18 protein-coding genes are annotated in these 17,058 nt (G+C 49.1%); 2 read left to right on the top strand and 16 right to left on the bottom strand.

Annotated elements, in window-relative coordinates; translation table 11 throughout:
* Window positions 1–112 precede the first annotated feature (112 nt).
* The 12 genes from PVT68_RS18180 to PVT68_RS18130 form a co-directional block, all read right to left on the bottom strand.
* Window positions 113–520 carry a putative signal transducing protein gene (locus PVT68_RS18180; RefSeq protein ID WP_280320490.1) on the bottom strand — a complete coding sequence of 136 codons (408 nt, stop codon included), beginning with the start codon at window positions 518–520 and terminating at the stop codon, window positions 113–115.
* A gap of 524 nt (window positions 521–1,044) precedes the next feature.
* Entirely contained in the window at window positions 1,045–1,461 is a 417-nt protein-coding gene (locus PVT68_RS18175) for a hypothetical protein (RefSeq protein ID WP_280320489.1), read from the bottom strand.
* A 91-nt stretch (window positions 1,462–1,552) separates the two neighbouring features.
* Window positions 1,553–1,996 carry a hypothetical protein gene (locus PVT68_RS18170; protein WP_280320488.1) on the bottom strand — a complete coding sequence of 148 codons (444 nt, stop codon included), beginning with the start codon at window positions 1,994–1,996 and terminating at the stop codon, window positions 1,553–1,555.
* 120 nt (window positions 1,997–2,116) lie between these two features.
* Window positions 2,117–2,488: a hypothetical protein gene (locus PVT68_RS18165; RefSeq protein ID WP_280320487.1), complete on the bottom strand. Its 372-nt coding sequence runs from the start codon at window positions 2,486–2,488 to the stop codon at window positions 2,117–2,119.
* Between the two features lie 114 nt (window positions 2,489–2,602).
* Window positions 2,603–3,145, bottom strand: a complete 543-nt coding sequence (locus PVT68_RS18160; protein ID WP_280320486.1) for a hypothetical protein — start codon at window positions 3,143–3,145, stop codon at window positions 2,603–2,605.
* Window positions 3,146–3,692: 547 nt separating this feature from the next.
* The gene (locus PVT68_RS18155; protein WP_280320485.1) at window positions 3,693–3,935 is read right to left on the bottom strand and encodes a hypothetical protein; all 243 of its coding nucleotides are present in this window, start codon (window positions 3,933–3,935) and stop codon (window positions 3,693–3,695) included.
* 144 nt (window positions 3,936–4,079) lie between these two features.
* On the bottom strand, window positions 4,080–4,613 hold the full coding sequence (locus PVT68_RS18150; protein WP_280320484.1) for a hypothetical protein: 534 nt from the start codon (window positions 4,611–4,613) through the stop codon (window positions 4,080–4,082).
* 131 nt (window positions 4,614–4,744) lie between these two features.
* On the bottom strand, window positions 4,745–5,587 hold the full coding sequence (locus PVT68_RS18445; RefSeq protein WP_407666163.1) for an IS3 family transposase: 843 nt from the start codon (window positions 5,585–5,587) through the stop codon (window positions 4,745–4,747).
* A complete protein-coding gene (locus PVT68_RS18145; RefSeq protein WP_280320483.1) occupies window positions 5,584–5,913 on the bottom strand; it encodes a transposase in 330 nt (109 codons plus the stop codon). The genes PVT68_RS18445 and PVT68_RS18145 overlap by 4 nt, the downstream gene beginning before the upstream one ends.
* Window positions 5,914–7,341: 1,428 nt before the next feature.
* On the bottom strand, window positions 7,342–7,800 hold the full coding sequence (locus tag PVT68_RS18140; RefSeq protein WP_280320482.1) for a hypothetical protein: 459 nt from the start codon (window positions 7,798–7,800) through the stop codon (window positions 7,342–7,344).
* A 552-nt stretch (window positions 7,801–8,352) separates the two neighbouring features.
* Complete coding sequence (locus PVT68_RS18135; protein ID WP_280320481.1) at window positions 8,353–8,682, bottom strand: hypothetical protein; 330 nt, start codon at window positions 8,680–8,682, stop codon at window positions 8,353–8,355.
* 628 nt (window positions 8,683–9,310) lie between these two features.
* The gene (locus PVT68_RS18130; RefSeq protein ID WP_280320480.1) at window positions 9,311–9,835 is read right to left on the bottom strand and encodes a hypothetical protein; all 525 of its coding nucleotides are present in this window, start codon (window positions 9,833–9,835) and stop codon (window positions 9,311–9,313) included.
* A gap of 1,244 nt (window positions 9,836–11,079) precedes the next feature.
* On the opposite strand from PVT68_RS18130, the gene PVT68_RS18125 reads away from it, so the two are divergent.
* Entirely contained in the window at window positions 11,080–12,060 is a 981-nt protein-coding gene (locus PVT68_RS18125) for an integron integrase (protein WP_280320479.1), read from the top strand.
* A gap of 56 nt (window positions 12,061–12,116) precedes the next feature.
* Here PVT68_RS18125 and groL read toward each other — a convergent pair whose 3' ends face one another.
* The 3 genes from groL to PVT68_RS18110 form a co-directional block, all read right to left on the bottom strand.
* On the bottom strand, window positions 12,117–13,757 hold the full coding sequence (gene groL / locus PVT68_RS18120; RefSeq protein WP_280320478.1) for a chaperonin GroEL: 1,641 nt from the start codon (window positions 13,755–13,757) through the stop codon (window positions 12,117–12,119).
* A gap of 46 nt (window positions 13,758–13,803) precedes the next feature.
* Window positions 13,804–14,097 (bottom strand): co-chaperone GroES, encoded by a 294-nt coding sequence (locus PVT68_RS18115; protein ID WP_280320477.1) that lies wholly within the window; start codon window positions 14,095–14,097, stop codon window positions 13,804–13,806.
* 223 nt (window positions 14,098–14,320) lie between these two features.
* On the bottom strand, window positions 14,321–14,788 hold the full coding sequence (locus PVT68_RS18110; RefSeq protein ID WP_280320476.1) for an FxsA family protein: 468 nt from the start codon (window positions 14,786–14,788) through the stop codon (window positions 14,321–14,323).
* Window positions 14,789–15,055: 267 nt separating this feature from the next.
* Here PVT68_RS18110 and cfa point away from each other — a divergent pair, with 267 nt between their 5' ends.
* Window positions 15,056–16,201 carry a cyclopropane fatty acyl phospholipid synthase gene (cfa, locus tag PVT68_RS18105; protein ID WP_280320475.1) on the top strand — a complete coding sequence of 382 codons (1,146 nt, stop codon included), beginning with the start codon at window positions 15,056–15,058 and terminating at the stop codon, window positions 16,199–16,201.
* 60 nt (window positions 16,202–16,261) lie between these two features.
* On the opposite strand, the gene PVT68_RS18100 is transcribed toward cfa, so the two are convergent.
* Complete coding sequence (locus PVT68_RS18100) at window positions 16,262–17,041, bottom strand: SDR family oxidoreductase (RefSeq protein WP_280320474.1); 780 nt, start codon at window positions 17,039–17,041, stop codon at window positions 16,262–16,264.
* Window positions 17,042–17,058 lie beyond the last annotated feature (17 nt).

Below are 17,058 nucleotides of genomic sequence, written 5' to 3'. Positions count from 1 at the left end.
CATGTAACGCCTCGGTAAGCGGCGCCAAAGCAGGAGTGCAGTTTTTGCATTAAAATTGCGTAGCAATTGCAAAAACGAAACGGAGCTTTGAGCGTCCGACTTGACCGACTTGTTATGTTTTTGTGAAATTCCCACAACTGACGCACCTAAATCCGTGTTGATAAAAAAACAAAGGAAAGCCAAGTAATAAGAAAACAAGATAAGCTGGCCGTCTCCCTTTAGTGTACGGTTCCAATATCCCTCCACACTTCGAACATTTCTCATTTACTTCGACACCGATTTCAGAATCTACAAGTGGGGAATAGTCTGTGTTTAATATTTCTTTGGCAGCATTTAAATCTTTGGCCTGAACCTTCACCCGGACACCGCCCATAGCATTTGAATACAACCATTGCATATTTATTGTATGCGCATCTACAACATAAGCAGCTATACCCTCTGCCTCAAGGGTAGACCTAGCTATTTCAGCTTCATGTGGAAACGAAAATGTTCCCGCTGTTACTAATGTATTCTCGCTCATATTCGATTAAACATAACGCCGCGCTTAGGGGCGGCCGGAGCGTAGCGTAGGCCGTCCCGCGGAGGCCCCGCAGGGGCCGGAGCATACTACAGCGCCTTGTTATGGTATGCCGCACTCCGGGCCTGCTTTCCGGCACTTTGCCAGCCACGGATTGGCTGGCCATTGCCCATTAAAACGAGGAAAGAATACCGCACTTTCCCCAACCAATTTTTATCTTATTGGCACTCCATGATACTGCAGCGGAATTGCCCTATCCTACCGAACCCGAGTGAACACTCTAGGAACGAAACTGTTTGAATGCGCCCAGGCAAAAAAGCCAAATGCTGGATGCCAAAACTGTGCGCCAAACTTGCCGCGGAAAAAATATTTATTTTTACCGACCGGCACCATAACGCCCGCAGCAGGGGCGACCAATGCTGTGCACATTTTGTGCGAATATGGGAGCGCAGCGACCCGCGCAAAATGTGCATAGCATTGGGCGTCCCACGGAGGCCCGAAGGGCCGGAGTATCCTGCCTGCGATTGTTATATGTGATACCACCGTTTTTCACTAATTTTTCCGTGATACTCCTTGCCGCTGCGCACCAGTACTCTCACAAAACAGGCTGGATTTGACGTGTTTCCAAGCTGCAACTCCAATTCCCCAATATCTATGCCTGAGCTGCTACCAGACTTGATACTGGTGTCTTTCATGTCCATGGAATACAAAAAATTTCTCATATGGTCAAGGAAATCGATTTTTCCTACGATCTGCTCTTTAAAGGAATTATTTTTGAGTATCACCATCAATGGTGTTGTTCTATGCGAACAGTATTTTCCTTGATAGCTTTTATAGGCTTTTACAATTAAAAAACCACATATGAGCCTCTTCCATGCGACATATTGGGTTATCACGAGGATGATGGCCAAAATGGTCCAAATGATTAGCTCGTCAATTTTCATTTACATATAACGCCGCCATAAAAGGCGCAGCTTTAGCTGCGTCCAGTGGAGCGCAGCGGAACGATTTTTGATGGCCTTGTTAGGCTTTTTCCTACATTAGTCGCATTATCATATAAGCTAGAGCCGCTAAGATGCCGACAAAAAATCCTATTGTTAAAGCCCAGGCACAATATCTCTCAATTTTTAACCACCGGTCACGATGTTTATAAAATGCTGAGCGTCTAGTTTTGTCCACGGCTTGTAGAGCGCTAGCCCAGAAAAAATTCCTTCTAGAATCGGCGTACATGTCGATGACACCTGCAAAAACAGCAAACGCCATAGAAGACAAGGAAACCAACATAACAAGTTTTTGATATGCATTTAATGGAGGCTCTACCTTAGTTGTTAGTGTGACAAAAAACACTGCTAAAACTGCGGTGGAAAGCGACACAAGTAATTTTTGTAGATCTTGCCCTACAGCCCGAGATCGATCGTGTAGTATTTGAGGAAAGCCAACCCCTTTTTCAATTTCTACTTTTTCTTTATCAGCTTCCATACGGCCTGCCTAACGCCGCGTTCAGCCGCGGCCAAAGTTGGGTGACTTTTGTGGTAAAAGCGTAGCGACCACAAAAGGCGCACAGCTTTGGACGTCGAGCTGCAACGCTTTGTTATGCATTTAGTGGCCACTTTGTATATTTTCCAAACCGATATACTCAATTGCTGGCTTAGGCAGTGATAATTTTGAAAGCCTACTTTCTACGCACTTTGATACTTCGGTTTCTGGAAAATGCCACGCATTAATGAGCCTTCCCGACATATCGACTTTGTATAGAAAATCAGAAACAACTACGACTCCGTTAGGAGCACACTTGTCGATTAACCTCCACTCTGCCCAAATTAGTCGCTGTATTTTGAGGCTGTATTGAAACATCTCATCGCTGCCACGAACTATCTTGTAATGCTCCTCAACGAGATCACTCAATTTCGTTTCGGCTTTCCCAGAAACCGAAATGATACTAAACACGATAAAGGCAAAAATTTGTTTCATATGCATAACGCCGCGCTCAGGGGCGGCTTACTTTGGGCGCTTTATGCGCGAAAATAGGAGCAAAGCGACTGCGCATAAAGTGCACAAAGTAAGACGTCGCCTTGCAGCGCTTTGTTAGGGCTGAACCCGAGCACTGCCTCTATGTTTAAGCCAAAACCCAGAATGATACTGCGCAACCGATTGCCCTAAGTAGAAACGCTCGATGTTCAGCTGCGATTTTGGAAAAGTTAACTCACGCACGAACATTGATTGTAAAAGTATTAGTGATGCCCCTATCTGGGAAGAAGATTCTGCCCCATGCCCGCCATTTATATAGTTAGGGAAAAAGTCCATCATTTCCCTGAAATGAAGACGAGCCATTGCAACAGCAATTTGAGGGCTAACCATACTTCCATTTTTGAAGCAGCTCTTTAGGTCTTCCAGGTGCGATTTATTCTCCGAAACCGTGAGACACATATATGCGATCAAGTGCGAACGCCAATTCACATCAAGTAGCAAATTTCCATAAGCTGCATGCTCACTTTCAAGCTCAGAAGCTAGAGCACTAAAGATAGAAAGATCGCTTTCTACTTCAGATGGTTGAAAGCTCAAATTAAGGGCCTTCAGGTAGAAACTACCATCATTACTGAGCTCTTCTAACCTCTTAAATACGTTCATCCACCAATTGCCCTAACGCCGCGTTCAGGGGCGGCTGACTTTGTGCGCTTGATTGCGCGAAAATGGGAGCGAAGCGACCGCGCAATAAAGTGCGCAAAGTTAGCCGTCCCCTGCAACGCCTGGTTATGGCTGGCCGCGCTGCGGACCCGCCTACCCGCACGTTGCCAGCCACGACTTGGCTGGCCACCGCCCGAAAATTACGAGGAAAGAATACCGCACTTTCCCCAACCTATTCTTATCTTACTGGCACTCCGCGATAGTGCAGCGGAATTGCCCTATTCTACCGAACCCGAGCGAACACTCTAGGAACGAAACTGCTTGAATTTGGTGTGGCAAAGAGCCAAATGCTGGATGCCAAAACTGTGCGCAAAACTTCCAGCGATACGAATAATATTTTTACCGACCGGCACCATAACGCCCGCAACAGGGGCGACCAATGCTGTGCACGTTTTGTGCGAAAATGGGAGCGCAGCGACCCGCACAAAATGTGCACAGTGTTGGGCGTCCCGCGGAGGCCCGAAGGGCCGGAGCATTCTGCTTGCGTTTGTTAAGCATTGCCGCCACCACTGAAAAATGAGTATGCGGAGTAACCTACGACTGCGACGATCAGCCAAAACAGAACAGAAGTAAAAAAGATCCAGCTATCCTTTGGCTCGCTTTTACCGCCACTAAACACTTTACAGATGAAATAGCCTGGGAAGTGGAATAGTAGCTCGAAGATAATTTGGAATACGACTTCTACGAGAAACCTACCAATTGGTCGAAGAATACCGCCAATGATTTCTTCCATACTACTTGCCTAAATGCTTAACGCCGCGCTCAGCCGCGGCTAACTTTGGGCGCTTTATGCGCGATAATGGGAGCGAAGCGACCGCGCATAAAGTGCACAAAGTGCACAAAGTTAGACGTCGGCCTGCAGCGCATTGTTAAGTTTTTACTCGCAGGCAACCTCGATGTAACGATCACCAGCCACTGTTTCTACCTTTACATACGGCTTTTCAGATTTGGAAACAAACTCAGTTTTTGAGCCATCTCTAAGCCATAACTCATGTGATACGGTTTTCTTTAAATTACTTCCAACATTAAAGAACTCACCATTTTTAAAAATGGTACATTCTTCCGTAAATATCTTTACGACAGGGTAATTTTTACGAAACCAATACTCAACATATACGAAAATTTTTCCATCATCCGAAAGGTACCCTTCAGAATAGCCGCTTGGATCATAAGGGCGAGACCAAACCGGAATTTGATTGGGGCCAGGAACCGGATGTTGAAACGCTTTGTATACGGATAGTGTCCATGTGTCTTGCCACGGATACTTCGCGCTTTCGTTGTAGTCCCTACTCAAAAACGCCGCCCACTTACCATTGTGGGAAGTAACTTTATAGTTGTCCCAATCCGGAGGTTGATCAGAATAAGCGACCAACGGAAAGAGCATAAATATAAGCAATATGCGTGTTTTCATGAGAACTTAACGCCTTGCTAAATTGCACGGTGGTTGGAGTGGATGGCTGTGCAATAATGCACGAAGTGCATGCACAGACAGCCGCGGAGACCACCGTGGGAACTTAACCCGCTTTTGCACACACCTAGTTGTTAGCAATTGATTCTACACTCAAATTCTTGAGGGGAAACATACCCAATTGAAGAATGCGATCTCTGATTGTTGTAGTAGCGCATATATTCGGTCACTGTCGATCTTAGCTGTTTTGCCGATTCGACGACCTGGCGCTTAATCCTTTCAGTCTTAAACTGATGGAAGAATGACTCCATGAAGGCATTGTCATTCATATTCTTAAAGCGATTCATACTCTGGCTGATACCATACCGTCGTAAGCGCTCGCGGTACTGCCCTGATAGATATTCGCTGCCGCGGTCAGAGTGGAAGATCAGCTCCCGGTGATGCCCGCGGTTTCGTACCGCCCTATCGATGCTAGATAGCGTCAGAGATACGTCCCTGCGATCACTCAGAGACCAAGAAACAACCTTCCTGCTAAAGCGATCCATGACTACAGATAAATACTGCCAGCTACCATCTTTCAGTTTGATGTAGGTGACGTCGCCCACCCAGAGCTGATTCGGCCGTGTTAACTTAATGCCTTCTATCTTGCATTTGATCCCGTAGACATGCTTATACGTACCCGGCCTAGCCGTGTAAATCCTTGATTTAACAGCTCTGAGACCGTGATTTCGCATGATTCTCGCGACACGCTTCTGGCCAACGTGAATACCCTTCTTTTTAAGCTCCTGCGTGATTTTAGGGCTGCCATAGCAACCGTCATGTCGGTTAAATATTGACCTTACATGCTCAAATAACTCGCTATCTTCTCGCTCACGGTTAGATGCACCGCGGCGACGCCACGAGTTGTACCCATCCCGGGTAACACCATAAAGCCGGCACATCATGCTAATGCTGTGCTTTCCCCGGTGCTCGTCTATGAATTCGAAGATTTCCCTTTTTGTTGTAAAGAGAATTGGATGGCTTTTTTTAAAAGGGCATGCTCTTCCTGGAGCAGGTTATGCGCCCGCTCCAGCTTCCTGAGTCGTTTCAGCTCTGATTTAACCTCAGGATCTATCTGTATGTTTTTCTTTTTGGCCATGATCTGTCCCCGCCGCATCTCCATGCGCCAACGATAAAGCATCACCTCATGGATATCGAGAGCTTCAGCCACGTGCTTGGCCAACACGCCAGGAATCTCGGATAGCGAGACCGCTGTTGCCTTGAAATCATCGTCGTAGCGGTTGTAGTGCTTTCTTCGTGCCATTTGACACCTCCAATTCAGTTAGATGGAGGTGTGTGCAAAAGCGGGTTAGGTTCCGTGTCAATTTAAGCAACTTGTTATGGTTGCTGCTTTGCATTAAAAATGCCCCTTAAGAACGAAAGTGCTTACTTGTAGCCCTGCTATGACCATTGAGGCGGCAACATTGATAATATGCCAACAAACTTGCCGTACACTTCATATTTTGTAATGCGCTAAACGATTAGTGGAGCCAACCCCGACTAAGTTTTGGTTCGGAAAATTACAACTGCATGAAAAGTAGCACCTTATACGAGTTAGCCTTAATCCCCACCACGACACTTACGATTAGGGTTGTTGCCGAGATGCACTTTAACGAGGCTAACACTTTGGTTTTGGTGATTACCAGCGTAGAACTTTGTTCGACTGAACAGCTGGCTCACCAGACCTTTAGCAGGCCAAAATGATCATTTAATATTTCTCTTCCATCAAAATGTTCAAAATGAACAATGCAATTTACCCAGTAAGACCATAACGTTGCTAGCAGGGGCGGCCGGCGCGCAGCGTTGGCCGTCCAGCCCAGCCCCGAAGGGGATGGGCGAGCCTGCCTAGCCTGGTTATGGCTGACGCGCTCTGGACCAACTATTAGCACTCTGCCAGCCACGGCTTGGCTGGCCACCGCCCGAAAATTACGAGGAAAGAATACCGCACTCTCCCCAACCTATTTTTATCTTACTGGCACTCCACGATACTGCAGCGCAGTTGCCGCCTTTTACCGAACACAAGCGAACGCTCTAGGAACGAAACTGCTTGAATGTGCCATAGCAAGAAGCCAAATACTGCATGCTAAAACTGTGCGCAAAACTCGCAGCGGTACAAATATTAATTTTTAACGACCGGCACCATAACGCCGCGCTCAGACGCAGCTTACTTTGGGCGCATTTTGCGCAAAAATGGGAGCGCAGCGACCGCGCAAAAGGTGCACAAAGTAAGATGTCGGCTGCAGCATATTGTTAGTGTTGTGGCCCTCTACGAGCTCCCCGCCCTGGTCTTTTGCCTGCCGCAACCACTAAGTGGAACGAACGGCACAAACCTTTGCGAAATTGAAATATACCACGGTGCGGCGCCGCGCTCACTGGCACAAACTTTCAGCCTGGGATCGTGGGCGAAGCCGACGATGGACTAAATTTGTGGCGCGGCACAAGCAGATCTGCTGATAAGAAATCTAATGCCCGACAGCAAAGGCCAAATAGTGGAACCACGTTGTTCCCATTGCCCGGAAAAAACCCGCCCTGTAAGTCGCCAATTTTATTCATCGTTGCTTTCTACGAAGCACGATAATTTTTTATTCAAGTTGCAGAAAAACACTAACGCCGCCAACACAGGCGGCCGGAACGTAGTGTAGGCCGTCCAGTGCAATGCGTTTTTTGCATTGCACGATTGTGCTTGGCTTTGTTATGCATTTTTGGATATTACCAAGAGATTTTTAGCTAGAGACCTAACGTGTGTGATTGAGAATACTTGTTTATTAGATGGTTCCCACGGATACCTAGCCTTAACAAAATATTCATCACATTTTTCAAGATCAGAAGCTAAATCTTGGCTTGTTATTTCAGTGTATTTTCTTTGCAAAGTTTCACGATTTTCTGGGGTAAATGATGCATGTATTTTGCTTAGTTTATGGCCCCAGGAATTTGAAACTACAGTTGTATCCGCTAAAAGCGCACCATCTGGAATTTCAGGTGTTACCACTTTACATTCAATTGATTTTAGCGCTATTTCACAAGCCAAAGCATAGTTTACGATGATGGGAAATATGTAATCGGATCTATCCGAATCCCACAGAAGCTCGGCAGCATTGAAAAACTGTTTAGCTGCTCTATATATTTCAAGGCTTCGTTCACTTACTTCCATGCTTAATCTCCATATGCATAACGCCGCGCTCAGGGGCGGCTTGCTTTGGGCGCGTTTTGCGCAAAAATGGGAGCGAAGCGACCTGCGCAAAAGGTGCACAAAGTAAGCCGTCCCCTGCAGCGCCTGGTTATGGCTGGCCGCGCTGCGGACCCACTTACTGGCACGCTGCCAGCCACGGCTTGGCTGGCCACTGCCCGAGTAAAACGAGGAAAGAATACCGCAATTTCCCCCACCTGTTTTTATCTTATTAGCACGCCACAATACTGCAGCGGATTTTCCCTATTCTACCGAACCCTAGCGAACACTCTAGGAACGAAACCGCTTGAATGTGCCCTAGCAAAATGCCAAATGCTGGATGCCAAAACTGTGCGCAAAAATTGAAGCCGCACAAATATTAATTTTTAGCGACCGGCACCATAACGCCCGCAACAGGGGCGACCTATGCTATGCACGTTTTGTGCGAAACTGGGAGCGCAGCGACCCGCACAAAACGTGCATAGCGTTGGGCGTCCCGCGGAGGCCCGAAGGGCCGGAGCATCCTGCTTGCGCTTGTTAAGTGTTTTTACCTGAGAGCTTGACGCTTACGTATACCGACCGGACAACAGCGTAGAGAACAGCTACCACGCAAATTACTGCAAGCCAACCATGACTGATTATACCGAAATAGCTAACAACAGATCCGGCCGCGATTGCTAAGCCCCCAAAGAAAAGAGACATTCCAATTTTACTTGCTAGTACAGGATTCTCTTTCATGCCGCTTTCTTTCCAGCCAGCGATCAGATGGTATTTCTTCTTTACGCCGATAGCATAAGCAAAAGCCATCAATGGCAAAGCACCCAAAATGAACATAAGCAGAGGGGCTAGAGCGGATTCTTGAATCATAGTTTTAAGTCCGATTTTTATTGTGACACTTAACGCCGCGCTCAGACGCAGCTTACTTTGGGCGCATTTTGCGCAAAAATGGGAGCGCAGCGACCGCGCAAAAGGTGCACAAAGTAAGATGTCGGCTGCAGCATATTGTTAGTGTTGTGGCCCTCTACGAGCTCCCCGCCCTGGTCTTTTGCCTGCCGCAACCACTAAGTGGAACGAACGGCACAAACCTTTGCGAAATTGAAATATACCACGGTGCGGCGCCGCGCTCACTGGCACAAACTTTCAGCCTGGGATCGTGGGCGAAGCCGACGATGGACTAAATTTGTGGCGCGGCACAAGCAGATCTGCTGATAAGAAATCTAATGCCCGACAGCAAAGGCCAAATAGTGGAACCACGTTGTTCCCATTGCCCGGAAAAAACCCGCCCTGTAAGTCGCCAATTTTATTCATCGTTGCTTTCTACGAAGCACGATAATTTTTTATTCAAGTTGCAGAAAAACACTAACGCCGCCAACAGGGGCAGCCAACGTTGTGCACGTATTGTGCTAAAAAGGGAGCGCAGCGACCAGCACAATATGTGCGCAGCGTTGGCTGTCCCGCGGAGGGGCGAAGCCCTGTAGCGAACTGCTTGGCCTTGTTAACTGTTTGAACAGTGCTCAGCAACTTCCAGCACCTTGTATGCTAGTGTAATGATGTTGCCATAGCCCCACGGACTAGGGTAACTATGTACATTTTTTCTAGACTCGCCAAACCGCTCAAGTGTGTAATCCGGCCCATCAAGCCATGTGACGGCTTCTTTTTTAGCTAAAGCTGGATCATTTTCGTAAATTTTCAGTTTCTTGCTGAGACTATCCGATGCACTCTTTAGCCCATCGCAGTTTTCGAAATCAATTTTGTAGTACGCGAAGTCATATTTCTTAGATTTTTCAATAGTTACCAGATACACGCTATCTTTAGAAATTGAAATTGCTCTCTGGAAATCGCCACTCCAAGGATTATTTTCCACATAGAAATTTAATGTGTTACTGAATGGCTTCTCCTCAAATCCATTTTCCAGCCATTCCCTTGGTGATCCGTCAGCCGCGTCATATAAAGCGATTGTTGAATTTTCAACACAGCCTTGAATCATCGAAATTAATACTACAATCAGAATTTTACGCATATGACAGTTAACGCCGCAATCAGACGCGGCTTACTTTGTGTGCTTTTTGCACAAAAATAGGAGCGCAGCGACTGTGCAAAAAACGCACAAAGTAAGACGTCGGCTGCATTGCTTTGTTATGCCTAGAAGGCAACCTCGGAACTATATTTTTTTCCTCTGGAGTCTATCAAAATCGCCTCAACACAGAGCTGATGTGAGGGCTTTCTATAGATCTCCATGTACATTTCGGAAATCATTTCTCTTGAGACACGATGATTGCTCATATGTTCAGGGAGCCATTTCTGCCATAATTTGATAGATTTTCTTACTCTTTTATTGAACTTTGGCCATCTGTATTTTGGAAATGGTATCCACTGAATCCGTATTCTCTCACCCTCAGCGCGCCTAGCGAATTTCTTGAGGTCCTCAACTACGTACTCATTATCAATGTAGTTTTCGTAACTCACGAACGAGTGTACGAAATTGTGTGACATTGAATTTAGATTCTTAAATTTCATGCTTAAGAGACATAACGCCGCGTTCAGCCGCAGCTTGCTATATGCACATTTTGCGCGAAAATGGGAGCAAAGCGACCGCGCAAAATGTGTATATAGTAAGCTGTCGGTTGCAACGCCTTGTTAAATTCATTATCCGCAGTCAATTCTCAGTAACTTATTATTTTTGTCTGCGACCAAGACAACTCCCCCTGGATACACGAAATCATATACTTCCGTGGGATTGAAGAGGAATAAGATATGATCCAATTCCTCCATTTTTGCGTATGGCTCACCGAGAAAATTTTTAGAAGATAAGAAATCGTCTCCACTGGCCAAAGATAAGCACTGATCTCTTACCTGAATAGTAATAGCTGTCATATACCCCACATAGACGAGGACAATTGCAAGCACGGACAATACTAGTTTCAACATAAATTTAACATTTTAATCGTAGTCGCCAAGACTACTATCCAGTGAAAATTATTCCTAGCGCCATTTAATGCCAAAAACCCAATAAAACCAATGTGGATCAACGGCTTAATTGAACTCCCATCACACTACGTTGGGCTCGAATCCGGTCGCCAAGACCGCTATCCCAGATTACGAATACAACTATAACCTGTTGATTTTTATAAATTTATTCTTAAGTTTGCTCTGGTTTGACGAAATAGTGGTCCCCGCGGTTGTAATGTGGGTTGATTGTTGGTCAACTTACGTCAAAATACTGTATATAGATACAGTTAGCATTTGGACGCAAAGGATTGCTTTATGGATGATATTCCGGTTCCCCTGCCCGCTCGCCCTAGCCGATTTATGGATTGCTTCAGGGCTTTTATACGCGCACGTCATTTAGCGTATAAAACGGAAAAGACCTACTGCTTTTGGGTGAAGGACTTCATCCGATTTAATGGTATGCAACGTCCGGAAGACTTGGGAAAGACGGAAGTTGATAAATGGCTTGGTCATTTGGCCAATCGCCGCGCAGTTTCTATCAACACCCAGAAAACAGCACTCAATGCTGTCGTATTTTTATACAAACAATTTCTGAATATCGACTTGGGTGATCTCCAGTTTGAGAGAACCAGTAAAGGAAGGCGGCTTCCCGTTGTATTTACTCACGAGGAGGCGATGGCGATTCTTGGGAATATGCAGGGTCATCACAAGCTAGCGGCCAGTCTTATGTATGGTTCTGGCTTAAGAGTGATGGAGACCGTCAGGCTGCGCGTTCAGGATGTTGATTTCGGGCGTCAATGCCTGTTTGTTCGTGAAACCAAAGGCGATAAGTGGCGCCGCACCATATTACCCCGCTCACTTTTACAGCCGCTGCAGGCTCAGGTTGAGTTCGCGCTGGCTCTACACAAACGCGATCTGGAGGAAGGCTTTGGCGAAGTGTATTTGCCGGGTGCTCTTGCCAAAAAGTATCCTCGGGCTGCGACAAGTCCCGGCTGGCAGTATGTTTTTCCGGCTCCTGAGAGAGCGACAGATCCCCGGAGTGACGTCATCCGCCGTCACCATATTGGTGAACAGCAGGTTCGCAGGGCGGTGGCAAGCGCATTGCGAATTAGCGGAATTAGGAAGAAGGCAAGCTGCCACACGTTCCGGCACTCTTTTGCAACCAACCTGCTATCTAAAGGCACCGATATACGTAATATTCAGGAGCTTCTGGGCCATACCGACGTCAACACCACCATGATTTACACCCATGTTATTGGTGTGCATGAACGGGGAGTGGTCAGCCCGCTGGATTAAGGCAATAAAAAACCCCGCAATTGCGGGGTTTTTTATTGGTTAGGCTGGAGGCCGGCTTACATCATACCGCCCATGCCGCCCATGCCGCCCATGCCACCCATATCAGGCATCGCGGGCTTTTCTTCCGGGATGTCAGCAACCATCGCTTCGGTGGTGATCATCAGGCCGGCGATAGAGGCAGCCGCCTGCAGCGCGGAACGGGTTACCTTGGCCGGGTCCAGGATACCCATCTCCAGCATGTCGCCGTAAACGCCGGTAGCAGCGTTGTAGCCGAAGTTGCCTTCGCCCTGCTTCACCTTGTCAACCACTACAGAAGCTTCTTCACCAGCGTTGGCAACGATCTGACGCAGCGGCATTTCCATGGCGCGCAGCGCTGCGGCGATACCGTGGTTCTGGTCTTCGTTGTCACCAACAACATTGATGGCCTGAGTTGCGCGAACCAGAGCGGTACCACCGCCAGGAACAACACCTTCTTCTACCGCTGCGCGGGTTGCGTGCAGGGCGTCTTCAACGCGGGCTTTCTTCTCTTTCATTTCGACTTCGGTGGCTGCGCCAACCTTGATTACAGCAACACCGCCAGCCAGCTTGGCTACACGCTCTTGCAGTTTCTCTTTGTCGTAGTCGGAAGAGGATTCTTCGATCTGGGCGCGGATCTGCTTAACACGCGCTTCGATATCGCCAACATTGCCAGCACCGTCAACGATTACGGTGTTCTCTTTGGACAGGGTTACGCGCTTGGCGGTACCCAGATGCTCCAGAGTAGCCGCTTCCAGTTCCAGACCAACTTCTTCAGAAATAACGGTACCGCCGGTCAGGATGGCGATGTCCTGCAGCATGGCCTTGCGACGGTCGCCGAAGCCCGGTGCTTTAACCGCAGCAACTTTTACGATACCGCGCATGCTGTTGACTACCAGAGTTGCCAGCGCTTCGCCTTCTACGTCTTCAGCGATGATCAGCAGCGGCTTGGAAGCCTTGGCTACCTGCTCCAGCAGGGGCAGCAGATCGCGGATGTTGGAGATCTTCTTGTCTACCAGCAGGATGAATGGGTTATCCAGCTCGGCAGTCATGTTTTCCTGGTTGGAGATGAAGTACGGAGACAGGTAGCCGCGGTCGAATTGCATACCTTCAACCACGTCCAGCTCGTTCTCGAGGCCAGAACCTTCTTCAACAGTAATTACGCCTTCTTTGCCAACTTTTTCCATCGCTTCGGCGATGATGGTGCCGACGTTTTCGTCGCTGTTGGCGGAGATGGTGCCTACCTGGGCGATAGACTTGGTGTCTTCACAGGGGGTAGCCAGGCTCGCGATGTGCTCAACCGCTGCAGTAACGGCTTTGTCAATTCCACGCTTCAGATCCATCGGGTTGAAGCCCGCGGCTACGGACTTGAGGCCTTCGGTCACGATGGCCTGGGCCAGTACGGTAGCGGTGGTGGTGCCGTCACCGGCGGTGTCAGATGCCTTGGAGGCAACTTCTTTCACCATCTGTGCGCCCATGTTCTCGAACTTGTCTTTCAGTTCGATTTCCTTGGCAACGGAAACACCATCTTTGGTGACGGTGGGAGCACCGAAGGATTTTTCCAGCACCACGTTGCGGCCTTTCGGGCCCAAGGTGGTTTTTACTGCGTTCGCCAGGATGTTTACGCCGTTCAGCATTTTCTGACGGGCGTCATCACCGAATTTTACGTCTTTTGCTGCCATGATCTTATTTCCTCAATTCTGTGTGCCTGGTGGTTCTGGGGACTGATTAGCCTTCCAGAACGCCGTAGATGTCGCTTTCGCTCATGATGATCAGCTCTTCGCCGTCCACCTTGAGGGTGTTGCTGTCGGCGTAACGGCCGAACACTACGGTGTCACCCACTTTTACAGACAGTGCGCGCGTGTCGCCGTTGTCCAGCAACTTGCCTTCGCCTACGGCAACCACTTCGCCTTGATTTGGTTTCTCTTTAGCGGCGCCCGGCAGCACGATACCGCCGGCAGATTTGGCTTCTTCTTCCTTACGGCGCACTACGACGCGGTCGTGTAAAGGACGAATTTTCATGGATTGCTCTCCATTGAGTCATTTAGGGTTGCAATTACAAATACCCGGATCCGGTTGGCGTCCGGGCACCCCCGGCCCCCTTGGGGAACGGGGCAAAAACTAGAGGTCATCCCTATCTGAGGGCGGGGAAAAGGAATTCAACAGTGGCGGGGAAAAAAATTTGGGGATCGCTGCTGATGAGCGGCTTTCAGAGGGAAAACGTTCAAATAGTGAGCACTCCTCACTAGCGACCACCATCCTTGCGATCTTCACGCTTGTAGTCGCCTTCGATTACGTCGTGGTTTCGGCGCGCCTCCCCGGCTTCCGGTCCTGTTTGCGGTCCGTAGGGTCCATAGCGCACCACGGTAATGTGACTCAGAAGTCGCCCAAGTATCAATTGACGCAGCCCGGGAATCAGACAGGCGAAACCTATTGCATCGGTAACGAAACCTGGGGTCAGTAACAGCGCGCCACCCACCGCAAGGAATATTCCTTCAGCCATTTCCCGCGCCGGTAACTCTCCGGCCTGCATCTTTTGCTGGGCACGCATCACGGTCGAAATTCCCTGGCGGCGCAGCAGGGCAAGCCCCACAACGGCAGTCAAAAGTACCAGGCCAATGGTCGGCAAAGCACCAATGTGCTGCCCGACGGTAATCAATACCCACATTTCCAGAATTGGCATTACGATAAATAGCACCAGTAGCGGGCGCATAAAGCTTCTCCAGAGGCAATTGATGAACTCTAGCGGTCGATTTCCGGGAGAATTCAGGCGTTTCCAGTATGCTTGTCAACTGCTGCAGCCAATACTATCTATAGGCAGGCAGTGGGTTTATCCACTGCCGCAGGTGGTAATTGCCGTTGGCAGCGCTCAGCTTCGCAGTGTAGCCACTCACGGGGATTACGTGCAAATCGCCGCCGGCCTATACACCTGCTATTTATTTAACCAATCGAAACAGCAAGGACCACGAGTAGGAATGCTATGGATAGCGACAGCAGCCACACTGCCACTCCCACCGCAAGCAGAAACCGGCACCTCCTGGACGAGCTCCTGGCTGAGGCCGATATTCAAATCAACGGCGATCGCCCCTGGGATATGCAGTTACACCGCACGGAAGCGCTGGATGAAATCGTCGCCAGACACAGCCTTGGTCTCGGGGAGACCTATATGCGCGGCGACTGGTCTACTCCCGCGCTCGATGAATTTTTCTACCGGCTCCTGCGCGCCGACCTGCAAAAAAAAATCAAACCTTTTCGCAACCTGTGGCGAATCGCCCGCGCACATCTGATCAACTTGCAAACCCGGAGTCGGGCCTATCAGGTGGGAGAGCGGCATTATGACCTCGGCAACAGTCTCTATCAGTCAATGCTGGATAGCCGTATGACCTATAGCTGCGGCTATTGGCGTAACGCTGACAACCTTGAACAAGCCCAAGAGCACAAACTAGACCTGATATGCCGCAAGCTCGGGCTTCAGCCGGGAATGCGACTGCTGGATATCGGCTGCGGCTGGGGCAGTCTGGTCGGATATGCCGCGGAGCGGTATGGCGTGGAATGTGTCGGCGTCACTGTCTCCCGAGAACAATGCCGCTATATAGAAGAAACATATCCGCACCTGCCGATCAAAGTCCATTTGCAGGATTATCGAGCCCTGAATGAATCCTACGATCGCATTGCCAGCGTCGGCATGTTTGAACATGTCGGGCGAAAGAATCACCGCACCTTCATGCAAGTGGCCCGTCGCTGCCTCAAAAATAATGGCCTATTGCTACTTCATACCATTGGCAAGAACCAGCGGCACTCCACCACCGATGCCTGGATCGATAAATATATCTTTCCCAATGGTGACCTCCCCAGTAACGGCCAGATTTGCGATGCTGCCGAAGGCCTATTGATCGCCGAGGATTTACATAATTTCGGCAGCGACTACGATAAGACACTGATGGCCTGGTATCAGAATTTTGAAACCAACTGGGAAAAATTTGCGGACAGCTTCGGGCAGGAGTTCTATCGAATGTGGCGATATTACCTTTTATCCTGTGCCGGTGCTTTTCGGGCGAGGCATATCCAACTGTGGCAGTGGATGTTTTCTGACCGCCTTAAGGGGGGGGTGACCCGCGTTGTCTGAATCCCTGAACAGGGCGAGCCAAAACCCACCCAGTCAACGCTTATAAACTGACGGTTGGATTTACATTCGCGCACCGCCATCCACTTCCACTACTCTTCCAGTAAGGTAGTCGTTGTCGATGATAAATGCCGCTGTACTGGCAATTTCATTCGGTTCACCGATACGACGCAACGGAACCTGCTTCACCAGCCCTTCCAGAATTTCTGGGCGCATCTGCGCAACCATATCTGTACCGATAAATCCGGGCGCAATGGCGGCAACCCGCACACCATAACGTGCCAGTTCCCGCGCCCAGGTCACGGTCATGGTCGCGACCCCGGCCTTGCTGGCAGAGTAGTTGGTCTGCCCCATGTTGCCGGCACGGGATACGCTGGAGATGTTGATAATGACACCACCGCTACTACGCCCCGGTGTATCTCCCCCCTCAACCATGATGGCCGCCGCCGCCCTGGCACACAGAAATACGCCCGTCAGGTTCACGTCAATGACCGATTGCCACTGGGCCAGGGACATACGCTCTGCGACTTTACCGTCTTTGACTTTCAGCAACATGCCATCGCGCATAATACCGGCGTTGTTCACCAGAACATCGAGTCCACCAAAATCTGCCGCAATGGCGGTAAACCCCTGATCGACGGCCTGCTCATCTGCAACATTGACGATATAACTACGCGCTTCAGCACCTACTGCTGCACACGCAGCAACGCTCTCTTGCAACGCCGACTCACTGACATCCAATAGCGCCAGACGCGCGCCGCGCTCCGCAAAATAAACAGCCATGGAGCGACCGAGCCCCTGTCCGGCACCGGTGATAGCGATAACGCTGTTGTCAATTTTCATGGATACCTCAAGGTATT

The organism is Microbulbifer bruguierae (assembly GCF_029869925.1).
In the GTDB taxonomy this organism is placed as follows: domain Bacteria; phylum Pseudomonadota; class Gammaproteobacteria; order Pseudomonadales; family Cellvibrionaceae; genus Microbulbifer; species Microbulbifer bruguierae.
The sequence above is the reverse complement of the archived record's forward strand: the minus strand, read 5'-3'. Positions and strand labels throughout refer to the sequence as shown.